We start from the raw sequence: 20372 nt of genomic DNA, 5'->3' as shown, positions 1-20372 counted from the left end.
AATCGAAAAAGTCGGGGTTGCCCGTCGTGGTGAAGACGATCTCGTCTTCGCCAAAGTCAATCGTGGCGATCTGGTCGTTGTTTTCATCCGCACTGATCGTGCGGCCCCAGTTCTCCGGCGCAAAGTCGCCCGTAAAGCCAAGCGTGGGCTCATCGCCCAGGCTGGCCGCACTGATCATGTACTGGAAGCTACCGCAACCGTCGATGATCGGACCGTTGCTCGGATCGTCGTCCATGACCGTAATGTCAAAGGCAAAGGCATCCATGCAGGCCATCGTGCCGGTCAGCACCATGCTCGGGATCAGCAGCGCCTGACAGTTCTCGTTCAGCGTCAGGTTCAGCTCTCCCACGCAGGCGTAGAGCGGCTGGATGAAGTCTACCGTCACGATCACCTCGGCCGTGCTCACGTTGCCGTTCACGTCCGTGGCCGTGACCAGAATCAGGTTCTCTCCGATGTCTTCACAGCCAAAGTTCAGCACCGTGCCGCCGGCCGTGATCTCCAGGTTCAGCGAGGGGCCGTCCAGCAGTTGGGCCGTCAGGCTCGCTACGCCGCAGGCGTCCGTGGCGCTGGCAATGTCGTCGACCGTAAGCGTGGCCATACCGTCCTCGTCCAGTACAATCGTCTGGGGCGTCGTCGTGATTACCGGGGGAATGTTGTCAATTACCGTTACCACGGCATCGCAGCTGTTTTCGTTGCCGTTGTTGTCCGTGACCGTCAGCACCACGTCAACCTCACCCACGTCGTCGCAGCTAAAGTCCGTAATGTCCAGTTCCAGGCTCGCGATGCCGCAGGCATCGTTGCTACCGTTGTCCACGGCACCTGCACTCGTGCTGCCATTACCGGCCGCGTCCAGAATGACGTCTACGTCCTGGCACAGGGCCTCGGGCGCTACGTTATCTTCTACCGTCACGGTGGCCGTACAGGTATTTTCGTTGCCGTTTACGTCCGTGACCGTCAGCGTGACGGTTACCTCGCCAACGTCGGCGCAGCCGAACTCGTCAACGTCCAGCTCCAGGCTCTCAATGCCGCAGGCATCGTTGGAGCCATTATCAATGTCTTCGGCGTCAATGCCACCTTCGCCAAACTCGTCGAGCTCCACCAGGCCATCCTGGCACAGCGCTTCGGGCTGCACGTTGTCCACCACGACGACCGTGTAGTCACAGCCCACCACTTCGCGGTTCGGACCTGGAAGGTTGGGGTTGTTGAACACCAGACGGCGCGTGATGTCTTCACCGACGTCCTCGCAGTCAAACATCCGGGCATCGGGGCCACCCACCGTGAAGGGACCACTCAGGTAGTCCAGGTTGGGGCAGTTGTCGTCCGTGATGCTGATCAGTGCCAGGTCGTTGGGCATCTCGGCCTCACCGTTCTCGTCCAGCTCCACCGTGACCGATTCTTCGCACTCCAATACTGGTAGCGTGGGGTCCACGACCGTGACCGTGTAGTCGCAGCCGACCACCTCTCCGCCGCCGTTGACGTCGTTATATATCATACGGCGCTCGAAGGTCAGGCCGACGTCAGCACAGTCGAAGGTGCGGGCACTGGGGCCACCCACCGTGAAGGGACCACCCAGGTTCTCCAGGCAGTTATCCATGATGCTGATCAGGGCAATGTCGTTGGGGTAAACCACCGTGCCGTCTTCGCCGAGTTCCACCGTAACGGCTTCCTCGCATTCGAGGACGGGCGTGGTATCATCGATGACCGTAATTTGGGAAGTACAGTTAGCACTGTTGCCGGCGCAGTCCGTCACCGTAATGGTCACGATCACCGGTTCCGCTACGTCACTGCAGTCAAAGGAGTTGATATCTGCGGCGTAGCTTAAATCATTGCTGCAAGCATCAGTACTTCCGCTGCCGATTTCTTCAAGATCTCCCTCCGTCAGGGTGTAATTACCCGTTTCATCCAGCGTAACGGAATAGTTGACGCAAACCGCCATCGGCGCAACGTTATCTTCTACCGTGATGGTTTGCACGTGCTCGTCTGAGTTACCACAATCATCCGTGATGGTCCAGGTCCGGGTCAGGGTATATTCTTCCGGGCACTCAGTATTCGTTTGCACCTCAACGAATGCAGCGGTAATGTTACCGGTGATGGTTTGACCGGGATTGAGCGTTCCGGGAGATTCAGCATCGGGGCCAGTCCAGGTGAAATCGTCAGCGTTGAAGCCGGTGCCCGTAAGGCTCAGCGACTGGCCAACCGGGGTAGATCCCGGCTCACTTACGCCAACGTCTTCGGACGTTAATTCTTCTGCGGGACCATCCACGGCCTCGAAGCTTCCTTCGTAGCTAATGAATTCAACAACGTCTCCTTCGCACACCAGGGCGATACCATCAGGGCCTCCATTTTGGATGCCACTAATGAAAAAACTAACGGCGCCAAATCCGGCTTCCTCGTCGTCGATTACCCCGGAGAGGTCGATCGTCTCGTAGAATTCACCATTAGAGCCATTGTAGAGCACAATCATACAATTGCTCAGATCCGTACCGGCTACACCGGCTACTTCCACGAATTCGCCTACATCGCCACTGGCGTTATCGTAGTGGAATTCATTGATCCAGATAACGTCGTTGATTCCGGATTTATCGCAGTCGTCCGTTGCCGTCAGGGTTGGAGCTTCCGGAATATCGTCGGTACATTCCAGGGTTTCGTTTCCGGGCAGTTCTTCTACAAACATGGGCGGCGTAACGTCCTCAACGGTAAGCACCTGAACGTGTTCGTTGGTGTTGCCGCAAATATCGGTGGCCGTCCAGGTCCGGGTCAGGGTATAGTCTCCGGAACATTCACCGTCATCGGTGCGAACTTCCCGGAACGTAACGGGGACGGAATTATCGGAAGCGCAAGCGTCCGGATCAAATTCCTGGCCGTCATTAATCATGCCGGGGCTTTCGGGAGAAGGTTCGTTACCACCAAAATCACCGGGAGCACAACCCGTTCCAATCCGTTGCAGGGAGAAGCCTACCGGATTACTGCTCGATTCCGTGCCGAAATCAAAGCTGGAAGTAACGCCATTCGCGATTCCTTCTGTTCCGGCAAAGGTGCCTTCGTAGCTTACGAATTCGACAAGTTCTCCGTCGCAAACCAGAGCAACGCCGTCGGGGCCACCGTTCTGCAGGCCGGCAATGGCAAAGCTTACCGCACCGAAACCGTCCCCTTCGTCGTCAATGGTTCCGGAAAGAGCTTCCGTACCGTAGATCGTTCCGTTGGAACCATTGTAGAGCACCAATTCGCAGTTGCTCAGGTCAAAGCCTGCCGTACCGGCTACCTCTACGAACTCACCGGCATCGGTGCCCGCATTGTCGTAGTGGATCTCATTGATAAAAATAAAGGGAGTGATCGAGGTTACCTGACCCGTGGCGGTGAGCACGGCGGCTTCTGGAACGGCATCGCAGTCTACCGTAGCTGACTGCGGCAGTTCCTCCACAAACATGGGGGGGAGATTGTCGATATCCTCCTGGTTAACGCAGGCAAAGAGCTCCAGATGGTCGATGGAGATATCGCTCTCGAAGGTGCTGATTTGTCCATTGCTCTCACTCATACAGATTTGCACGGTGGCCGTCGTACCCTCCAGGGCCGAGACATCGATGCTGCCCTGCCGCCAGGGCTCGCAATTCGCCGTTTGCTGTTGACCACTGAGGGAGAACTCACTGTTACCGTTGACGAAAACCTCCAGGGTTCCAATGTTGTCACCGAACATGTGGTACCAGAAGGAAAGCGTATAGGGCGTATTGGGTGGAGGGGGGCAGTCGGAGCCGATGAAAATATCGGCACTCATGCAGTGCACTTCCCCCGCTAAATGAAAGCTACCTTCAAGGTAGATAAACTCCCCATCGTTACTTCCACCGTCACAACCAGCCGTCGTTTCGGGGCCGGTGCCGAAAGATGGGGTATCGCCGGCGGTGCTGACCGTAAGGTCATTTGCCCCTACGGGAACCGGATCTTCACTGAAGATGCCAAAGCCATTATCGAAATCTTCGGTGAAGATGGAATAAGCAACTAGTCCGTCACCACAGCTGTGCGCAGCGGGTGGATTAGGAAAGTCGGGAGTAGGGTTACACTGGTTGGGAGCCGTACAGGTCTGAGCGGATGCCTGACCGAGGCCTAACAGTATTAAAGTAACCAACAACGAGAGAGATCGCATCCCAGTGGACGCAAAAAACAGTAGAGATCTTGTCATTCGTCTTTATTTCGAGATTATCCGATGACCACCAATTCTGGGTCCTAAAACAATAAACGGATCACTAATTTCCGGGCAGAGTAGCCAGTTAGATTAGCGACATACCTCAAATGTAAGCAAACATTCGCCTTCTCCCAGCATATTTCTACGTTGCAAAACGTTGCAATTCACTTTCGGGCCAAAACAGGCCTTCGTGGCTCATCACTATCCGTTAGTCATACTTTATTGACACCCCGCCACCTTCAGACATTGTGACGTCCGAGCAGGTAAATGCCCCTCCCTATCGCAAGTGGGACTTGGTGAAAGACTTGGGCGCTGCGCGCGGGATGCCATGAATGCTCCAAATCAGCCGGGGTATCGGGTTGAGCCGCCCTAATGCTCTCCTGCCGTAGTGAATAATTGTTGCTGTGGGGTCGGCGGAGTCGTACTTCTACGTATCTACGGGCCATTCTATAACCAGCAAACCAAAACGGATGAAGCACGGTAGAATGCCGGGCCGGGGACGTACATCTGCCCCAGCTGCTCCACTTTTGTCGTACTTCTACATATCTACGCAGAAGCCCGAAAGTCAGTCCTACAAACCAGCTTTGGTAAAGTAGGATTGGAGGATGGGGTTGGCGTATTTCGTTCCGGTTTGCCTGCTTTTGTCGTACTTCTACATATTTACGCGAAAGCCCGAAATCTGGCCGTTGAAAGTGGTTGTGGTGCGGGGCGACTCTCCGGTGTATAGACGAATCTATACGTCAAGCTTGCCTCTCCCCCAACCACAAAAAAACGGCCCCACCGGATCACTCCGATGGGGCCGTTCGTCTATCCGTTTCGGATAGTGGTCGGTTCGCCCTAGCGCACCACCACCATCTTCTTCGTGGCCGTAAAGTCACCGGGCAGTAGGGCAAATGGGGGATATTTATGAATTTCGAAGCTCGTCGTTGCAATACGTTGCAATATCCGTTCAGAGGCCAAAAACCAACGCTCGCAGGTCATCTTTCCCCGCTAATCCCGCCTTTTTGTTGATCCGATACTTATAGGATCGAACGGTTGCATCGGATTTGTTGAGCATCTGGGCGATCTGTTGATTGTCCATACCCAGGCGAATCAGGCTACAGTATTTTACCTCCTGGGCACTAATGCCCGGAATACGGTCCCGCAGACGCTTTTCAAAGGCGGCGTTGATGGTTTCAATCTGGTCCTGTAGTCCAGAAATAGATTCTTGCTCCTCAATGGTGTTGGACAGCTCCCGCTTCAGTCGGTCCAGACGGATACCTCGATCTTTAGCCGGCAGTGCATTGATCGATTCAATTTTCTTCAGGATGTCTTTTTTGAGCTGAGTTCGCAACCGATTATCCGCCGCCAGCCGTTTGATGTCCTTTTCCTGGGAAGCCAGACTGAATTTCAGGTTTTCGTTTTCCAGCTCGAGTATGCGTTGCCGGGCCACATTGGCCCGCTTCCGTTGCCGAAAGTGGACCAAACCAAAGAAAATTAAAACGCCAAACAGGAGCCCAAGTCCCAACAATCCAAAATTTCTGATTTGGAGTTCCTTCTTGATCTGTGCGGCTTCAAGCTGGCTGATGCGCAAGCTCTGTTCGTAAGCCATCGTTTGTAGATGAACGTATTCGCTGAGGTCCTTTGGGGTCTTGGCGCTGGCCTCGGCCACCGGCAAAACCTGCTCCGCGGCGTACGCATTGTAGATGTTATGAAAGGTAGACGCTACGTCAGGTGCCCCAAAATGATCGTGCAGCCGCCCAAGTTGCTGGTAAAGCTTATAGGATATGGAGGTCGGCGCCAGCGCCGTGGTAACGTAGGCCTTTTCCTGGTTATAAAGGGTCATTGACTCCGCAAACCGGCCCGCATCCATCAGATAGGTCAACTGGTAGTTGAGCGCCTGCATGGCAAGATTGTGGCGGCCGGTTTTTTTACGGACTTCGTAAGCTTTTTGTAAATGGTCCAGCCCCTCCCCAAAGCGGTCCGTAGCCATCAGGGAATGCGCCTTGGATTCTTGAATGTTCACGAGCGCCAGGCTATCACCGGTGCTCGCCTCCCGGGGGAAAGTCACGATCCCCCGGTCAAACTCCTTGATGGCCCTTTCGTGATAACCGGCCTCCTGGAGGTAAAGACCAAAGTTGTTATGGATACCCGCCAGCCGGAAGTATAAATTCTCATTTCTGCCCCGCTGAAGCACATTTTCGTAAATACCATAAGCCTCTTCCAAAAGCCCCAGCAGCACGGCATTCCTCATACACCTCCCGGCTACGGATCGCTCGACATACTCGTTACCCCGGTTGAGTTCCCTGAGTCCCATGAGTGATTCCTTAAGCGGAGTGAAGGCCATTGCCGGAACCTGATAAAAGTTGAGGTAGCAACCATATCCCGCCTGCGCGTACCCGCGGATGAGGTCGTCCGGCGGCAAGTGCTCCACCGCAAGGTCATTGGCTTCTTTACCGTAGTTAAAGGCCTCCGAAAGCCTGCCGCCCCGAATGAGCAGCTGGGCGGACGCCGTGAGGAGACAGATTTTTTTCCTTATCGACGGGTCGGTCTCCTCCAGCAAGCTACCGAATTCGGCCAGGGTACTGTCAAGACGTTCTTCAGAGAGGGGGTAGTCACCGTTGACGATGGTAGCCCGAAAAATTTCCTGAAGCTCCGGCTCCACCATCCGAACAAAGCTTTCGGGACCGATGGGAATGTACTGGGCGAGTAAGGTCCCCCCGGCCAGCAAAGACAGGAATAAAAGGAAAGCCATAATCCCTGAGCGGAGCGGACAATTCATAATGGCGATAGCACAGTGATGCCGTAAAGCACCCGGAAGGAGAGGTAAAAAAACCACTACGGTCCTTATCCGTGGTGGTTAAAAAAGGACTAAGACCTAAAAATGATTTCACCAATCTAGGTCGGGCAAAGATAACCTCCACTTTCCCTGCGTTGCAAAACGTTGCATCCCGCAAAATTACCGCTTTACCACCCGTTTGCGGGGGGTTCATGCTCCATTTACCCCTGACTCCGGGAGAAGCTGGCCATGAATTGCTTAGCTTGGTCCGTAAAAATTTTTGACCATGAAACACTTGCACCTGCTACTGTTGCTCCTTGGGATAGGCCTTGGCACCTGCGGTCACGCCCAAAAAATGACTCCTGACGCCAGTGAACTGGAAGCCATGGCCCGGGCCTTTACGGTGAAGTCCTTTCCGCTGCTCCGGGAGCTGCTGAGCATCCCGAACGTGGCGAGTAATCACGAAGACATTGAACGCAACGTAGTGTGGTGTGAACGGGAGTTCAGGAAAAGGAATTTTTCCACCACCCGCATCGAAACACCAACGGTGCCCCTGCTCCTGGCCGAAAGAACGGTCTCCAATCCGGCCAAAACCGTGTTGATTTACCTACAAATTGACGGTCAGCCCGTCGACAGTACCCGGTGGTTTCAGGACCATCCCTTCACCCCCACCCTGAAGGTGCGGGCGGCCGACGAAGCCTGGGAGGCCATCCCCTGGAGCCGAATCACCAACTACGACGATGAGATGCGGGTCTTCGCCCGCTCGGCTTCCGACGCCAAGGGGCCCGTGGCCATGTTCCTCACGGCACTGGACGCCATTAAGTCCGCCGACCTCAGCCCAAATTTCAACATTAAGGTGATTATGGACTTCGAGGAAGAACTCGGCTCCCCCCAGCTGCCCCAGGCAGTGCGGGACAACCGGGAGCTGCTCGCCGCTGACATGCTCATCATCTTCGACGGACCCCGCCACATCACCAACCGCCCCACCCTGACCTTCGGGGCCCGGGGCATTTCGACCATTACCCTGACTACCTACGGCCCCGTAGTGGCCCAACACAGTGGCCACTTTGGCAACTACGCCCCCAACCCCGCCCTCCGGATGGCAAAATTACTGGCCTCCATGAAGGACGATGAAGGCCGGGTCACCATTCCCGGCTTTTACGACGGTATCAACATTGACCCGGCCACGGAGAAAATCCTGCGGGCCGTGCCCGACGACGAGGCCCAGATCCGGGACCGCCTCCAGCTCGGGGCGGTAGACAAAGTCGGGCGATACTACCAGGAGGCCATCCAGTACCCTTCCCTGAACATTCGGGGTATGCAGTCCGGGTGGATTGACGAAGCAGTGCGGACGATCGTTCCGGGCTGGGCCCGGGCCGAAATTGACGTGCGCCTGGTATTGGAAAGTGATCCGGATCGCCTGATCGGACTCCTCAAAAAGCACGTCGAAGACCAGGGATACTTCGTCACGGATGAAGTACCCGACAAAGCCACCCGTATGGCCCACGAGAAGGTCGCCACCTTCACCGCCAAGATTTCGTACCAATCGTTCCGGACGGATTTTGATTCCGAAGTAGGTGTTTGGCTCCGCAGCGCCCTGAATCGCGCCTTCGGCGAAGACCCGATCATGATTCGCATGAGCGGCGGTTCCATCCCGATTTCGCCCTTCGTAACGACCCTCGACGTACCCGCCGTAACCGTCCCCACCGTTAACCGCGACAACAACCAGCACAGTCCGAACGAAAACCTGCGGCTGGGGAACTACCGGGAGGGAATCAAGACGATGATCGCGATATTGACGGAGGAGTTGTAGGGGGGAGGATTTAGGTTTCAGGATTTAGGATTCAGGAGCAAGGAGAGGCAAGAAGGAAGTCCGGCCCTGAAAGCTGTCTCGAGTGGCCATCGGCCACTGTGCTGCGCTTTACTATGTGCTTGTTTGACGACCGCTAAAAAGAAATTTACTATTGACTCTTTGACTAGAGGCTGGTTATCGAAGAGGGTGTAGGATTTTTATCGCACCATCGTCAATTGTTCCGATGGGAACTACGGCGCCCACATCATTGATGTGATAAAAATTAGCCCTGAAGGATGCCTCAAAATCCAGAAACATTTGACCGCTCTCGTCCCGGAAGGTATTTATTTTTTCTATGGTTATCGAGCTTCCTGCCTGTGGACCATTTTCCGTATTAAAGCTTGTACCCCGATATCTGCCGGTACCATTCGCCCAGAAGCGATAGCAGTACATTTCCAGAGCAATGAATGCACCTTTAGTACAATCAATTCCTCCCCCAAAACCAATTTGTTGGCCAGTCTGAAATTGATTGAAATATTCAACGGGATCATTAACATCAGAAAAACAGGGCCAGTTAAAACTAAAGCCAAACTTTTGATTACCCGTGAATGACCTTCCCTGCTCAATAGCCGAATCATATAATAAAAAGTCATGAATATAATGGGCATCATTCGTTCCCCCATCAATTATCGGACCATCCGTCGAGAACGCAAAAGCATCAGATAGTCGCGTCTTGTATCCCATAACCCCACTAGCCACTTTGATCTGAAACTCATTCAGGGTGCCCGAAACAAATACACTATCCCTATTCTCATCAACGGGGGTAAACACAACCTTGGATAGATCGGCACAGCTATCTACCATGGGAGTAAGGTTACTGGTTGGGCAACCGGAAAAGAACAAGAAAGTATGGCATAGGACCAGTATTTTTAAAGGTATATACCTTCTAAACAAATTAAAATTCATATGATTCTTAATTAGGGTTAATCGCTAACACCGAAGCTGTTACTACTCTAATTTCTTGGGTACATTGATTTTCCAACAATGCGGAAACCCCATAGGTGCTTGACTGATTAAATACCACACAAAAATTTGAGGAAGGCTGATTTAAAGATTCTGGAGTAGCTCCTACACACGACCAAGAAATGGGCTTCCAAATAATTGAAGGTTCCATAACAAAGCATACCTCAGAACCTAATGGATAGTAGTAATTTCTAGTTTGAGGTACTAAAATTGATGGAATCTGTCTATTCCTATGACCCTCGATAGTGAAAACTTTCGGCAGGCCAGTCCATGGGAAAAATGATGGATCAGTAGACAAAGGATTTGTAGTTGACACTATACCGTCACAAAGGACATCAACTTCGATTTCAAGTGAAGAAATACTATTCAAATTAGGAATATCACTAGCCTTTAATACTCTATCATTGGTCGATACAGATAAGCCAGGAACATTTGAATTCGGAAATTCAACTCGCCAATTGAATTGAACAACATCCTCGAATAGATTATTACCTCCATAAGCTACAAAATCACCCCAATCACACAAGGCACCAGGATTGGATGTAGCAAAAATATTATCGGCTGCATGACAATCATCACACTGCTTTGGACCACAAAAAAGCGCTCCGGTAAAGTGAAATGTAACCCCAACTACGGCAGCAACTGCAGCAAAGCTACCCCCTGCCATGATCGTTAAACTGGCAAGAAGCGGGGCAGCCAAAGCTAATGCAATTATTTGTGCGTTATCCAAGGCACTATTGGAAGATCCTATATTTCTAATGCACAAAAATCCTGGAAACCGACAAAAGCGACCATCACTTTTCTCAATGATTGCATTAGGGTCTTTACTAACTAGAGTAAACACTTCCTTAAGACTAGTCAAAAACTGGTAAGTCAAAGCAACCTCGTCTGTAGACGTATTCATATCCCCGTAATAATTCAATCTCTCTTGAAAAAAGATTAAGACATTTTCTACATCAAACGAATTCAATGAGTTTAAATACGTAAATGAATTTTGGAATTCATCCTTTAGATAATTCGCATCAACGGTAGAGATTTCTCCCAAATTGTTGAGTTCTCCAAGGTATTGGTCAAGCCCAACCTGATCCAACCTATCTAAAGATTCTTGAACCAACGCGAATTCAGAACTAATTGGTCTAGTTGGGTCAACGCCGCCAAAAGAAGCATCAGACGCAGCGGATTTTTGAAAATGATTTGTAGGACTGTTTTGATTTGCCTCTTTGTATAGATTGTTGATTATTTCACAATAAACTTTAGAGTCGGATGGGTCTAGGTTCTCTTTTTGACTATAGTTATTGAACTCAAATTGTCCTTCATAATCACTACACGAAAGAACTAGAAGAAAGAAAGAAAGAAAGAAAAACCGCATATTATTTTTTTATAAATTTAAAGAGAAAATTAGAATTATGCAACTATATCAACGGCAACAAAGTATCCAGCGACTGCTGGGTTAACTGGCTATAGAATTCCTCGGTGAAGGCGGAGCTGCCGTGGTCTTCGAGGAATTTCTTTTGCTCGGGAGTGAGGCCGATGGGGTTTTCATCGATGCTGTTGGGGTACGGGTTGGCGGGAGTGCGGTCCAGCGGAGGGCAGAATTCTACCGAAAGGGCGCCATCGTAGCCGATGGACTTCAGGGCATCCACGATGGTGGGCCAGTTGAGGCGGCCCATGCCGGGAGCCATGCGGTTGTTGTCGGCTACGTGAAAGCCCACCAGACGATCGCCGGCACGGCGGATGGCCTCGTAGTAGTCATTTTCCTCCAGGTTCATATGGAAGATATCGAGGCACACGCCGCAATTGGGGCCGGTGGCTTCGGCCAGGGCAAGCGCCTGATCGGCCCGGTTGATGAAGTAGGTTTCGAAGCGGTTAATGGGTTCGATGCCCAGCTGAACGCCCGCGGCTTCCGCGAAGGCATAACACTCCTGCATGGAGGCCACCGCCCACTCCCATTCTTCCTCCGGTCGGCCATCGGGCACGATCTTGCCCACCGTCCCGGGAACCACGCTAACCATCTGCCCCTCAAGTTCTTGGACCATGGTGATGATGTCCTTGACGTACTGCACGGAACGGGCACGCTGATCGGGATCACGGGCCAGGAGATTGCGTTCGCCGAGCATCAGGGTGACGGAGCCCCAGCACTGGAGATCGTATTTCTTCAGGAGTCTGCGGACTTCGGTGGTGTCGTAATCCTCCGGGGTACCCTGAATTTCAATGGCGTGGTAACCCTGGCGGGAAATGCGTTCCAGCGTCGTTTCGAGCGGTTCGGCCCGCATCCAGTTGTGTATGGCGAGGTGCATGATTGGTCTGTTAGTCTGTTAGTAAGTTGGTCTGTTAGTTCGTTAGTCTTTTAGTCTGTTAGTAAGTTGGTCTGTTGGTTCGTTAGTAAGTCAGTGGGGGATTATCCTGAAGCCTTAATCCTGAAGCCTTAATCCTGAATATAATTGGCGAGGTATCGGGGGTCAATTTTTTGGCTTTGCAGCAGGTGCAGGGTGTTCTGGACGGTGAGCTGGCTCATTTCATCGAAGGTACGTGCCGTGAGGCTGGCCATGTGGGGCGTCAGGTGGACGTTGGGGAGGGCCAGGAGGGGGTGGTCCGGGGGCGGGGGTTGCTGGCTGAAGACGTCGGCGGCGTAGCCGCCGAGGAGGCCCGCCTGGAGTGCATCAGCCAGCGCCGTTTCGTCCACGATGGCTCCGCGGGCCGTGTTGATGATCAGGGCGTGGGGAGGAAGGTGGGCGAGCATTTCCCGACTGAGCAGGTTCTCCGTGCCCTCGTTGAGTGGCAGGTGGATGCTGACGATATCCGCGTGCCGGAGGGCCGTGGGGAGATCCGTAACTACCCGGCTGTTGGGGAGGGGGGCCGGCACCTGCGTTCGCGCCCAAAAGCTTATGTCCATCCCAAAGGCCGCCGCGAGTTTTCCGGTACGGACACCGATGTTGCCCGCTCCGAGGAGGAGCAGTCGTTGCCCCCGGATTTCGTTTCCCGCGTAGCCGACGCGGTACTGCCAGTTCCCGCTGCTTACGGCCCGGTGCGCCTGCGGAAGCCGCCGTTGAAGTCCCAGCATGAGGGCCATGGTGTGCTCCGCCACCGTATCGGCGTTACTGCCGGGCGCATTGATCACCTGGACGCCACGCTCGGTGGCAAAGGCGACGTCCACGTTATCCAGTCCCACCCCACAGCGGGCGATGACGCGCAGTTCCGGACAGGCCGCAATCAATTCCCGGTCCACCCTACCCTTGCCCCGGGTAATGATGCCCCGTACTGCTTCTCCGGCCACGTGTTGCGGGCCGCTGTCCGGACGATCCGCCACGATGACCCTGGCCCCGCTCCGAAGTTGGTCTTCGGCGGTGGCGGAAAGGGATTCCAGCAAAAGAATGGTGGGTAGGGCCATGAATTCAGGCTTCGGGACCGTGGTACAAAGTAGCGTTTTCTGCCTTGTAGCCCCGGAAATCTTCCCGTCCGGATACGTAGAGGCCCGGCGCGTACAGTTCGTCACTGAAGATGGCCGGATCCACCTGGTCCCGATACGAAGGAGGCGAAGTAATTTCTACCAGATTATCGGAGGGATCCCGGAGGAACAGTTGCATGGCACCATCCGGCAACTGCCGGACTTTGCCCCAGGGACGCACGTCGATGATCTCCAGCGCTTTTGCCCGGTGGAACAGTCCGTTGAAGTCGTCTACTTCCAGGCAGACGTGTCCACGGAAGGACTTCGCGTCTTCCCATTCGGTGAGGTGCAATTGCTGTTCATCGTTGATGCGAAAAAAGGCCGTTGGGTAATCGAAGACGAAGGCCGGAATGGGTTCCATACCCAGCTCTTCTTCGTAGAAGCGGGCCGTTTCCTCTAACTGATCTACGATCAGCGTGACGTGGTTGATGCGGGTGATCTTTGGCATTGGATGGTGGTTTCTGGTGGTGCCGTTGCGGAAGATAGGGGTTACTGTTTGTATTCGTTGACGAAATCCCAGTTGAGGGAAAGGCCGAGTCCCGGTTTGTTGGGGGCGAGGAGTTGCCCGTCCGGGGCGACGATGTTTTCGTGGACCAGATCGTACATCATCGGGTTACCCCCCGAAGAAAACTCGATGATCACGGCCGCGGGGCTGGCGAAGGCCAGGCTCACCCCCGCCATGAAACTGAAGGCGGAGCCCCAGCAGTGGGGTGCTAGTTCCAGTTGGTAAGTAGCGGCCAGGGCCGCTACCCGGCGGGCTTCCGAAATGCCCCCGATGATGGCCGCATCGGGCTGGAGGACGTCTACGGCGCGATGGTCGATGAGCTCGCGGACGTTGAAGCGGGTGAACTCACTTTCTCCCGCCGCAATCGGAATGCTCGTGCTGGCCCGCACTTCGGCGGTGCCTCGTTTGTTGTCGGGACTGATGGGCTCCTCAAACCAGTAAAGTGAGCAGTCTTCCACGCCCCGGCAGAACTGTTTGGCCTCCGGAACGCTGAAGGTGCCGTGGGCATCAGTCATGATCTTGATGTCTGGCCCCAGGGCTTCGCGGGCGGCGCGCACCCGGGCGACGCTGTTTGCGACCGTTTCGTCCATTACACCAACCCGCATTTTTACGGCCCGAAAGCCCTTGTTGACGTAGGATTGCAATTGCTCCCCGATGCCGTCGGCATCGGCCCAGCCTCCACTGGCGTAGGCGGGCATGCTGGGGCGCATGGCGCCCCCGAGGAGCTGTACTACGGGGGCATCGAGTGACTTTCCCAGGAGGTCCCACAGCGCCATGTCCACTCCACTCATGGCGGCTACCGTCAGTCCGCGGTTACCGAGGATGGGAAAGACCCGGCCGCGGGCCAGGGCGTAGTGATCCCGGACGCCATTGTACATTCGCTCCCAAAGTTCGTTGATGTTGCGGGCGTCGCGGCCCACCAGGATGGGCGCCAGTTCGTGCTCCACGCAGGTGACGATGGAGGCACAGACGCCACTGGAGCCCACCGCTGCTTTGGCTTCCCCGAAGCCCCGTTGGCCATCTTCCGTGGTGACCACCACCAGGGTCATGTCAAAATCGGTGAGCAAGCCGTAATCAGAGCGGTGCTGCTTCGGCTGAGGAATGGGACAGCGAAGCCAGTAGGCTTCAACTTTGGCGATGGTCATGGTGGAAGGTGGGTACTGTTATTGAAGGACTGAATTGAATAGGTTTTGCCCTTACTCCACCACCATCCGCACGTACACCTGTCCATCTTCCCCAAAATAATCCTGATTGTATACCTTTTTGCCAATGATCGTCTTGAGTGATTCCAGATTGCGCTGGTTTCCGCCGAATCCGTAGAGGTAACGATTGGGTTCATTGTTGTCGTCCTCCAGAAAAAAGTCTTCCACGTGCACCGTGTGTTCGTCCAGAAGATCTTCCAGCGGATACTGATTATTGGTCTCGTCGTTCGACAATTCATAGTAAATCGCCATCCGGAATTTGGCGGTACTCTCGTCCGTCAAATCCTGATAAATTCCCTCCGCTATCGGGCGGTAGCGATCCGATTGCCCGTATTCTTCGTCTCCCCTCAGGGTGATCTTACTCATCACGCTGTACTCCAGTCGCAGATCGGGTGCGGGTGGTTTATTGGAAGGCTCTTGGCCGTTCTTACCAAATAATTTTTTGAAAAACTTCATGTGCGCTCGTCTTGGGGTGATGGGGCGGTTCCCTTCTGGTCTCCGGAAACAATATTATTCATCTAACTGGTCAACAATCACCTTCCCCACGGAGGGCAGCTCCCGGAGGATGGAGGTTCTCTCCCGGTCCGAAGTATTGATCTGGTAACAAATGGAGAACTTGTGTTCGGGATAGTACAGCAGATTGGTGATGTAGCCAGGCATGAAGCCGCTGTGTCCATAAACAGTGCCGAGGGGGGATTGCCGGATGTGCACTCCCAGGCCCCATTGCCCACCTAACTGGGCGGCCTCCCGGCCGTTGAAGTATTCGTCCAGAAGGTCACCGGCAAACATTTGCCCTTCGTAAATTTTCTTTCCCAGCAGCGCTAAATCGCGGGTGGTAATGACCAGTCCTCCTCCGGCCCACTCAAATTGCAGATTGTAGTTGCTTTTCCCCGTCTCATCAAACTGAACTCCGGGATAAAAAGGATCGGAAGGACTGTGATAGCCCAGAGCAATGTTGTCAAATGACCTGCCGGTTTGGGGGATAACGTCCTTTAAGCCCGCGCGATCCAGCACCCTCTTTTGGACTTCCGCGTAAATGCTGTTGCCCGTTAGCTTTTCGATCAGCGCGCAAAGGATGATGTAATTGGTGTCCGAATAGCTAAAATCTTCCCCCACGGCAAACAGGGGTGCATCATCGAACACGTAGGATAATAGTTCTTTCGGCTTCCAGACCTTGTCCACGTCCCGGATAACATCCCGCTGAAAGTCTTCCTTAAAAACGTAGCGGGGTATTCCGGACTCGTGGCGCATCAACGCCCGCACAGTAAGCTCTTCGGCGTTGGGGATTCTGGTAAACCAATCGAGGTCCGACATCCACTTAATAATCGGAACATCGAGTTGTAACTTGCCTTCCTCAATTAACTGTAGGGCAACCACGGAATAGAAAACCTTGCCGGTGCTTCCGCCCAGCATTTTGGACTTCGCCGACATCCTTTCCCCTTTTTCCACGTTAGCGAATCCCCGGGTAAAGGTTTTCACTTCCCCGTCGGGGAAGGCTACGGAAAAAGAAAGTCCGGGCGCCCGGGAGGATTCCCAGAGTTCATCGATACGTTCGTTGATGGCAGAAATGAGTTCTTCCCGATCCGAATCCTGTGCCAGTAACACTGGGGCCAAAAAGAAGGTCATCAGGAACACAAGAAGGTAGCCTTTCATCATATCGGTGGTTTAAATTAAAAATACTCTGCGTTCAGGAGGGTGATCAATTATACGATCCCTTCCCGTTGTAAGAATTCCGCGAAATCCTGCGCCCAGGTTTGGTAGGTTAATCTGGAGGGATGCACCCCATCGCTGAAGAAGGGCTTAGGGTCGGGGGGAAGGCCGAGGCGGTTGGCCCATTCCTCCAGATGAAGAATTTCGTGATTGAAGTACACGTTTGGACGATTCGTGACCTCGGCCTCCAGTGCTTCCCCGTGGAGTTCCACCAGGCTGCCAATGGTCCGTTGGATCAGGGGCGTAAAGGCGGGGAAATCCCGAATGGGGGGCATATTGGTGAAGGCGATGGGCGCCCGGGGAAAGCGTTCCCGAAGGCGATCCATCATCTTTCCGGCGGCTCGCCGGAAGCCCCAGGGCGTGCTCAACTTGAAGGCGTCGTTTCCTCCGGTACCGATGACAATTAGATCGGCGTGTTCTTCCCGAATTTTGGGGAGTAGCCGCTCCAGCTTCCTGCTGGCCGTATAGCCACTGCGGGCGTAGACCCGCCAGCTGACCGAACGGCCCAGACTCCGGCTGATGGCGTGGCCCAAGGTTCCCGCAAAGCCTTCCTCGTGGGTATTCACACCCACCCCCGCCAGGGTACTTTCCCCGATGAGGATCACCCGAAAGGTGGGCGTATCCCCCACCCTTACGGTACCGAAAGGGGTCTCCGCTTCGGGCAAAATCGGCACTCTGGCCTTAACCCGCATGGCCTGGCGGTACATGACGGGCAACAGGGGCAGGGTGATTCCCGCCCCCGCCAGGTATTTGAGCGTCGTTTTCATCAACGGTGTATTCCCCTGAATAACTCCATCAACGCCCTTTTGTTACTCCACACGGTCAAAACGGAAGCGCCCATCCTGGATGGCCGCGACTATTTTACCGGTGTCGTCCGCTTCAAAACTGATGCGGGCCCCGTCAGAAAGGTCAATGAACTCCATGGGTCCGGTGGGGTCCAGGGGATATTCCTCCACTCCATCATTCTCGTCAATGATGGTCACCTTTCCTTCCTTAACGACGACACTAACCTGGTACTCCTGCGGACGGAAAACGAAGGTTCCTTCAAATTTAGGGAGGTCCGCGGCGGGAATTTCAATCAACTCGACCACGGTGGGTTTTTCAAAAGACCAACCATAATATTCGGCGATGGCGCGTTCGATGTCCTGGATTAAGGGCCGGGCGTTGTCGGCACTGCTCATGGCCACCATTCCCGTACCCCGCTCGGCCCAGGCGTACAGATGACAGGTATAGCCGGCATTTTTCCCGCCGTGCATGAATACCAGGTCACCTTCGTTATCGCCAACGCCGGGACCGTGGCCGTGGCCGTGCTCATGCTGGGTCAGCATAATTTTAGCGTATTCCTGATTCAGGACCTCATCCCCGGTTCCGCCGTACGCCCGCTGCACACCAATGGCGAATTTGGCCAGGTCCGTGGGGGTCGTCCACAGCCCTGCGGCGGCCTGCTCGGGGTAGCTATGAAAGTCTCCTGCATACACGCTACCGTCTCCGTGGATGGCCACGGCAATCTCATCCTCCCGGGCGGCGGGCAGCGGTTGTGCGTAGGTACTCAACTCCATGCCGAGTGGCCCCAACACGGCCGCTTGCATGTAATCCGTGAAGGATTGTCCGCTGACGTCCTCCACCACCCTTTCCATGATGGTATAACCGCCTCCGGAATAGCGATTCATGACTCCGGGGAAAGTATCTACCCGAATGGGGTCCGTGTTCCCTTCGCCGTTGAGTACTTCAAGGTCGGTGGGAAACTTATCCGTCTTGGCGTAACCCGGAAAACCGTGAACCGTAATCCCCCCGGTATGCGTCATCAGATGGCGCAGCGTAACGGGCTGTTCCTCCGTAAACTTATTTTCCGGAAGCTTCCATGAGGTAAGGTAGTTGTTCACGTTTTCATCAAGGTCAACCTTTCCCTCTTGAGCCAGGCGGTGAACTCCCATCGCCGCGACGGGCTTACTGATGGAAGCCGCCTGAAAGAGGGTGCTGGCATCCACCTCCCCGTCGTGATCGGGATGCTTGATACCGTATCCCCTGGCCCACTTCACTTTGCCGTTTTCAATTACCGCAATACTTACGTTCGGTACACCGTATTTCTCTAGCCCTTCCGCGATGGAAAAGCTATCGACGGGGTTTCCCTTCACCTGCAGGCCCGGCGTTAATCCGTTTTCAATCGCGGTGATTTCGGCGGCAAGATCGTCTTCGGGGGGCGTCATCTCATCGGAGCAGCCAACGGCAAGGGCTGAGAGTATCAGCAGAGATAAAAAGGGGAGAAAGGGGTTCTTCATGAACTTCATCGGATAATTGCTTTGGTTAAAGGGCCTGTTTGCCCATGAGATAAAAACAGGGTTTATACTTCGCCCGGACGGGCATTTTCCTCAGGGGTCTGGTGGTTGAATTCGTCATGTAGACCCCGGCAAACTTGCGCTTGGTTTTGGCCAGATCAAAGGTGATGCCCTTACTGCCCAGTTCATCAAAATCCCGGAGCCATTCCAACGCAAAGAGCACCTCTCCTTCCAGCACCAGATCATACTCCGCCAGCTCAATTTCGAAGGTCCCCCGCCGCTGTTTTTCGCGAACCAGGATATTTTCCGTCAGCAATTGTTCCCCGACTTCCTCTCCCTCCATACGGTAGATATTCAGTCGAAAAAGTAAACTGTCCCCCTTCGCGTGATTGAGTACGAACCCGGCTCGCTTGATCAGGGTCGGGCGATCGAACTGAATGGTCGAGCCGATCTGAGCGCCAAGCTGGGGGCTTCCCAGGGCAATGGCCGGGCCGCGGCCATTTTCGTTCTTGGCACCAAATAATCGCTCCGGTCCGTCAAATCGTCCGGCCTCTACGGTTACCGCGTTGAGCTGATAAGCCAGTGGGGTAAGTGCAATGGTCTCTCCAGACTTCCAGGAGGAAGCAGCTAGGGCCTTAGATTGATACCCAATGGCCGACAGATCAAGAGTGGCGCTTTGATCATCAACCTGGATGGCGAAATGGCCACCCCCGTCGGCAATGGTGCCGCTTTCCGTTCCGCGGATTCCGATGCTAACGTAGGGAATGGGAGCACCGGAGTCGGCATCCACCACCTGGCCCACCAGTTGGCGCTGGGCACTGGCGTTAATTCCGCACAAAGCGAACAACGTAAGGAAAACAAAAAAACGGATTGGGAACATGCGAAAAGATTAGCCGGATATAAAACTCCGGTTAATATCGTCAAAGAAGCAGTAGAAACGGGCCAGTAATCGACGACAACAGGAGATATCCTGACAAATGCTTACTCAACCAGTATCGCCAGCACCCGATCCATCAGGCGTCCGGGCGCAAGCGCCAGCGAGCGAACAGGATTGGGCTTTGTGCCCTCGACCTCCACTTCCAGTTCGTAGGGATCGAAATAGATGATTTGCCCCGGCCCGGCTCCGAAGAAGCCACGAAATTCCGACCAGTCGATGGGCTGATAATTGATGTCCTGCATTGGTCGAAGCACGGTGCTGTCCAGATAGGTTAACCCCTGATCAGAAACTGAATCGAGTAGCTGGCTTTTTCCCTCCCAGAATTCGGCCATGGATTCATACTCACCAAACTTGGCAGAAAACAAGCGATCCGCGGAGGTGGACATCAGCTCATAACAGCTGTTCTTGGCCCATCCAATCAGGAAGAACACAATCAGGAGTAAACCAATCTTCAGGGTGGTATTCATAATCTCTACCGTAAACTATCAGTAGTCTTGCAGATGGACTACGTAGATATAGACGGCAAAAATTGTTGACCGTTGCACCA

Annotated in this window: 14 protein-coding genes and 1 pseudogene; 1 reads left to right on the top strand and 14 read right to left on the bottom strand. The window is 54.1% G+C overall.

Annotation, left to right across the window (positions count from 1 at the left end; all coding sequences use genetic code 11):
- A pseudogene (locus E1J53_RS14715) lies at nt 1-4174 on the bottom strand (hypothetical protein); the annotation flags it as partial.
- A 952-nt stretch (nt 4175-5126) separates the two neighbouring features.
- Nucleotides 5127-6911 (bottom strand): LuxR C-terminal-related transcriptional regulator, encoded by a 1785-nt coding sequence (locus E1J53_RS14710; RefSeq protein ID WP_173021501.1) that lies wholly within the window; start codon nt 6909-6911, stop codon nt 5127-5129.
- A 310-nt stretch (nt 6912-7221) separates the two neighbouring features.
- On the opposite strand from E1J53_RS14710, the gene E1J53_RS14705 reads away from it, so the two are divergent.
- Nucleotides 7222-8748 (top strand): M20/M25/M40 family metallo-hydrolase, encoded by a 1527-nt coding sequence (locus E1J53_RS14705; protein ID WP_134272186.1) that lies wholly within the window; start codon nt 7222-7224, stop codon nt 8746-8748.
- Between the two features lie 174 nt (nt 8749-8922).
- On the opposite strand, the gene E1J53_RS14700 is transcribed toward E1J53_RS14705, so the two are convergent.
- The 12 genes from E1J53_RS14700 to E1J53_RS14645 form a co-directional block, all read right to left on the bottom strand.
- Nucleotides 8923-9591, bottom strand: coding sequence for a hypothetical protein (locus E1J53_RS14700; RefSeq protein WP_134272185.1), 669 nt, complete (start codon nt 9589-9591; stop codon nt 8923-8925).
- A 109-nt stretch (nt 9592-9700) separates the two neighbouring features.
- A complete protein-coding gene (locus E1J53_RS14695; RefSeq protein WP_134272184.1) occupies nt 9701-11119 on the bottom strand; it encodes a hypothetical protein in 1419 nt (472 codons plus the stop codon).
- A gap of 43 nt (nt 11120-11162) precedes the next feature.
- Entirely contained in the window at nt 11163-12047 is an 885-nt protein-coding gene (locus E1J53_RS14690; protein ID WP_134272183.1) for a sugar phosphate isomerase/epimerase, read from the bottom strand.
- Between the two features lie 128 nt (nt 12048-12175).
- The gene (locus tag E1J53_RS14685; protein ID WP_134272182.1) at nt 12176-13138 is read right to left on the bottom strand and encodes a D-isomer specific 2-hydroxyacid dehydrogenase family protein; all 963 of its coding nucleotides are present in this window, start codon (nt 13136-13138) and stop codon (nt 12176-12178) included.
- 4 nt (nt 13139-13142) lie between these two features.
- The gene (locus tag E1J53_RS14680) at nt 13143-13643 is read right to left on the bottom strand and encodes a VOC family protein (RefSeq protein WP_154640207.1); all 501 of its coding nucleotides are present in this window, start codon (nt 13641-13643) and stop codon (nt 13143-13145) included.
- A 41-nt stretch (nt 13644-13684) separates the two neighbouring features.
- Nucleotides 13685-14845 carry a mandelate racemase/muconate lactonizing enzyme family protein gene (locus E1J53_RS14675; protein ID WP_134272181.1) on the bottom strand — a complete coding sequence of 387 codons (1161 nt, stop codon included), beginning with the start codon at nt 14843-14845 and terminating at the stop codon, nt 13685-13687.
- A gap of 51 nt (nt 14846-14896) precedes the next feature.
- Complete coding sequence (locus E1J53_RS14670; RefSeq protein WP_134272180.1) at nt 14897-15358, bottom strand: hypothetical protein; 462 nt, start codon at nt 15356-15358, stop codon at nt 14897-14899.
- A gap of 54 nt (nt 15359-15412) precedes the next feature.
- The gene (locus E1J53_RS14665) at nt 15413-16558 is read right to left on the bottom strand and encodes a serine hydrolase (RefSeq protein WP_134272179.1); all 1146 of its coding nucleotides are present in this window, start codon (nt 16556-16558) and stop codon (nt 15413-15415) included.
- A 47-nt stretch (nt 16559-16605) separates the two neighbouring features.
- Nucleotides 16606-17379: an SGNH/GDSL hydrolase family protein gene (locus tag E1J53_RS14660; RefSeq protein WP_134272178.1), complete on the bottom strand. Its 774-nt coding sequence runs from the start codon at nt 17377-17379 to the stop codon at nt 16606-16608.
- Nucleotides 17380-17421: 42 nt separating this feature from the next.
- Nucleotides 17422-18900, bottom strand: a complete 1479-nt coding sequence (locus E1J53_RS14655; RefSeq protein ID WP_134272177.1) for a serine hydrolase — start codon at nt 18898-18900, stop codon at nt 17422-17424.
- A gap of 16 nt (nt 18901-18916) precedes the next feature.
- Nucleotides 18917-19768, bottom strand: a complete 852-nt coding sequence (locus E1J53_RS14650) for a carboxypeptidase-like regulatory domain-containing protein (RefSeq protein WP_134272176.1) — start codon at nt 19766-19768, stop codon at nt 18917-18919.
- A 101-nt stretch (nt 19769-19869) separates the two neighbouring features.
- On the bottom strand, nt 19870-20292 hold the full coding sequence (locus tag E1J53_RS14645; protein WP_134272175.1) for a hypothetical protein: 423 nt from the start codon (nt 20290-20292) through the stop codon (nt 19870-19872).
- Between the last annotated feature and the right edge of the window lie 80 nt (nt 20293-20372).

This window comes from Lewinella sp. W8 (assembly GCF_004375085.3).
GTDB lineage: Bacteria > Bacteroidota > Bacteroidia > Chitinophagales > Saprospiraceae > Neolewinella.
The sequence above is the reverse complement of the archived record's forward strand: the minus strand, read 5'-3'. Positions and strand labels throughout refer to the sequence as shown.

Coding starts and splice junctions, on each gene's coding strand:
- E1J53_RS14710 (WP_173021501.1), bottom strand. CDS start 6,911: ATGGCTTTCCTTTTATTCCTGTCTTTGCTGGCCGGGGGGACCTTACTC.
- E1J53_RS14705 (WP_134272186.1), top strand. CDS start 7,222: ATGAAACACTTGCACCTGCTACTGTTGCTCCTTGGGATAGGCCTTGGC.
- E1J53_RS14700 (WP_134272185.1), bottom strand. CDS start 9,591: ATGGTAGATAGCTGTGCCGATCTATCCAAGGTTGTGTTTACCCCCGTT.
- E1J53_RS14695 (WP_134272184.1), bottom strand. CDS start 11,119: ATGCGGTTTTTCTTTCTTTCTTTCTTTCTTCTAGTTCTTTCGTGTAGT.
- E1J53_RS14690 (WP_134272183.1), bottom strand. CDS start 12,047: ATGCACCTCGCCATACACAACTGGATGCGGGCCGAACCGCTCGAAACG.
- E1J53_RS14685 (WP_134272182.1), bottom strand. CDS start 13,138: ATGGCCCTACCCACCATTCTTTTGCTGGAATCCCTTTCCGCCACCGCC.
- E1J53_RS14680 (WP_154640207.1), bottom strand. CDS start 13,643: ATGCCAAAGATCACCCGCATCAACCACGTCACGCTGATCGTAGATCAG.
- E1J53_RS14675 (WP_134272181.1), bottom strand. CDS start 14,845: ATGACCATCGCCAAAGTTGAAGCCTACTGGCTTCGCTGTCCCATTCCT.
- E1J53_RS14670 (WP_134272180.1), bottom strand. CDS start 15,358: ATGAAGTTTTTCAAAAAATTATTTGGTAAGAACGGCCAAGAGCCTTCC.
- E1J53_RS14665 (WP_134272179.1), bottom strand. CDS start 16,558: ATGATGAAAGGCTACCTTCTTGTGTTCCTGATGACCTTCTTTTTGGCC.
- E1J53_RS14660 (WP_134272178.1), bottom strand. CDS start 17,379: ATGAAAACGACGCTCAAATACCTGGCGGGGGCGGGAATCACCCTGCCC.
- E1J53_RS14655 (WP_134272177.1), bottom strand. CDS start 18,900: ATGAAGTTCATGAAGAACCCCTTTCTCCCCTTTTTATCTCTGCTGATA.
- E1J53_RS14650 (WP_134272176.1), bottom strand. CDS start 19,768: ATGTTCCCAATCCGTTTTTTTGTTTTCCTTACGTTGTTCGCTTTGTGC.
- E1J53_RS14645 (WP_134272175.1), bottom strand. CDS start 20,292: ATGAATACCACCCTGAAGATTGGTTTACTCCTGATTGTGTTCTTCCTG.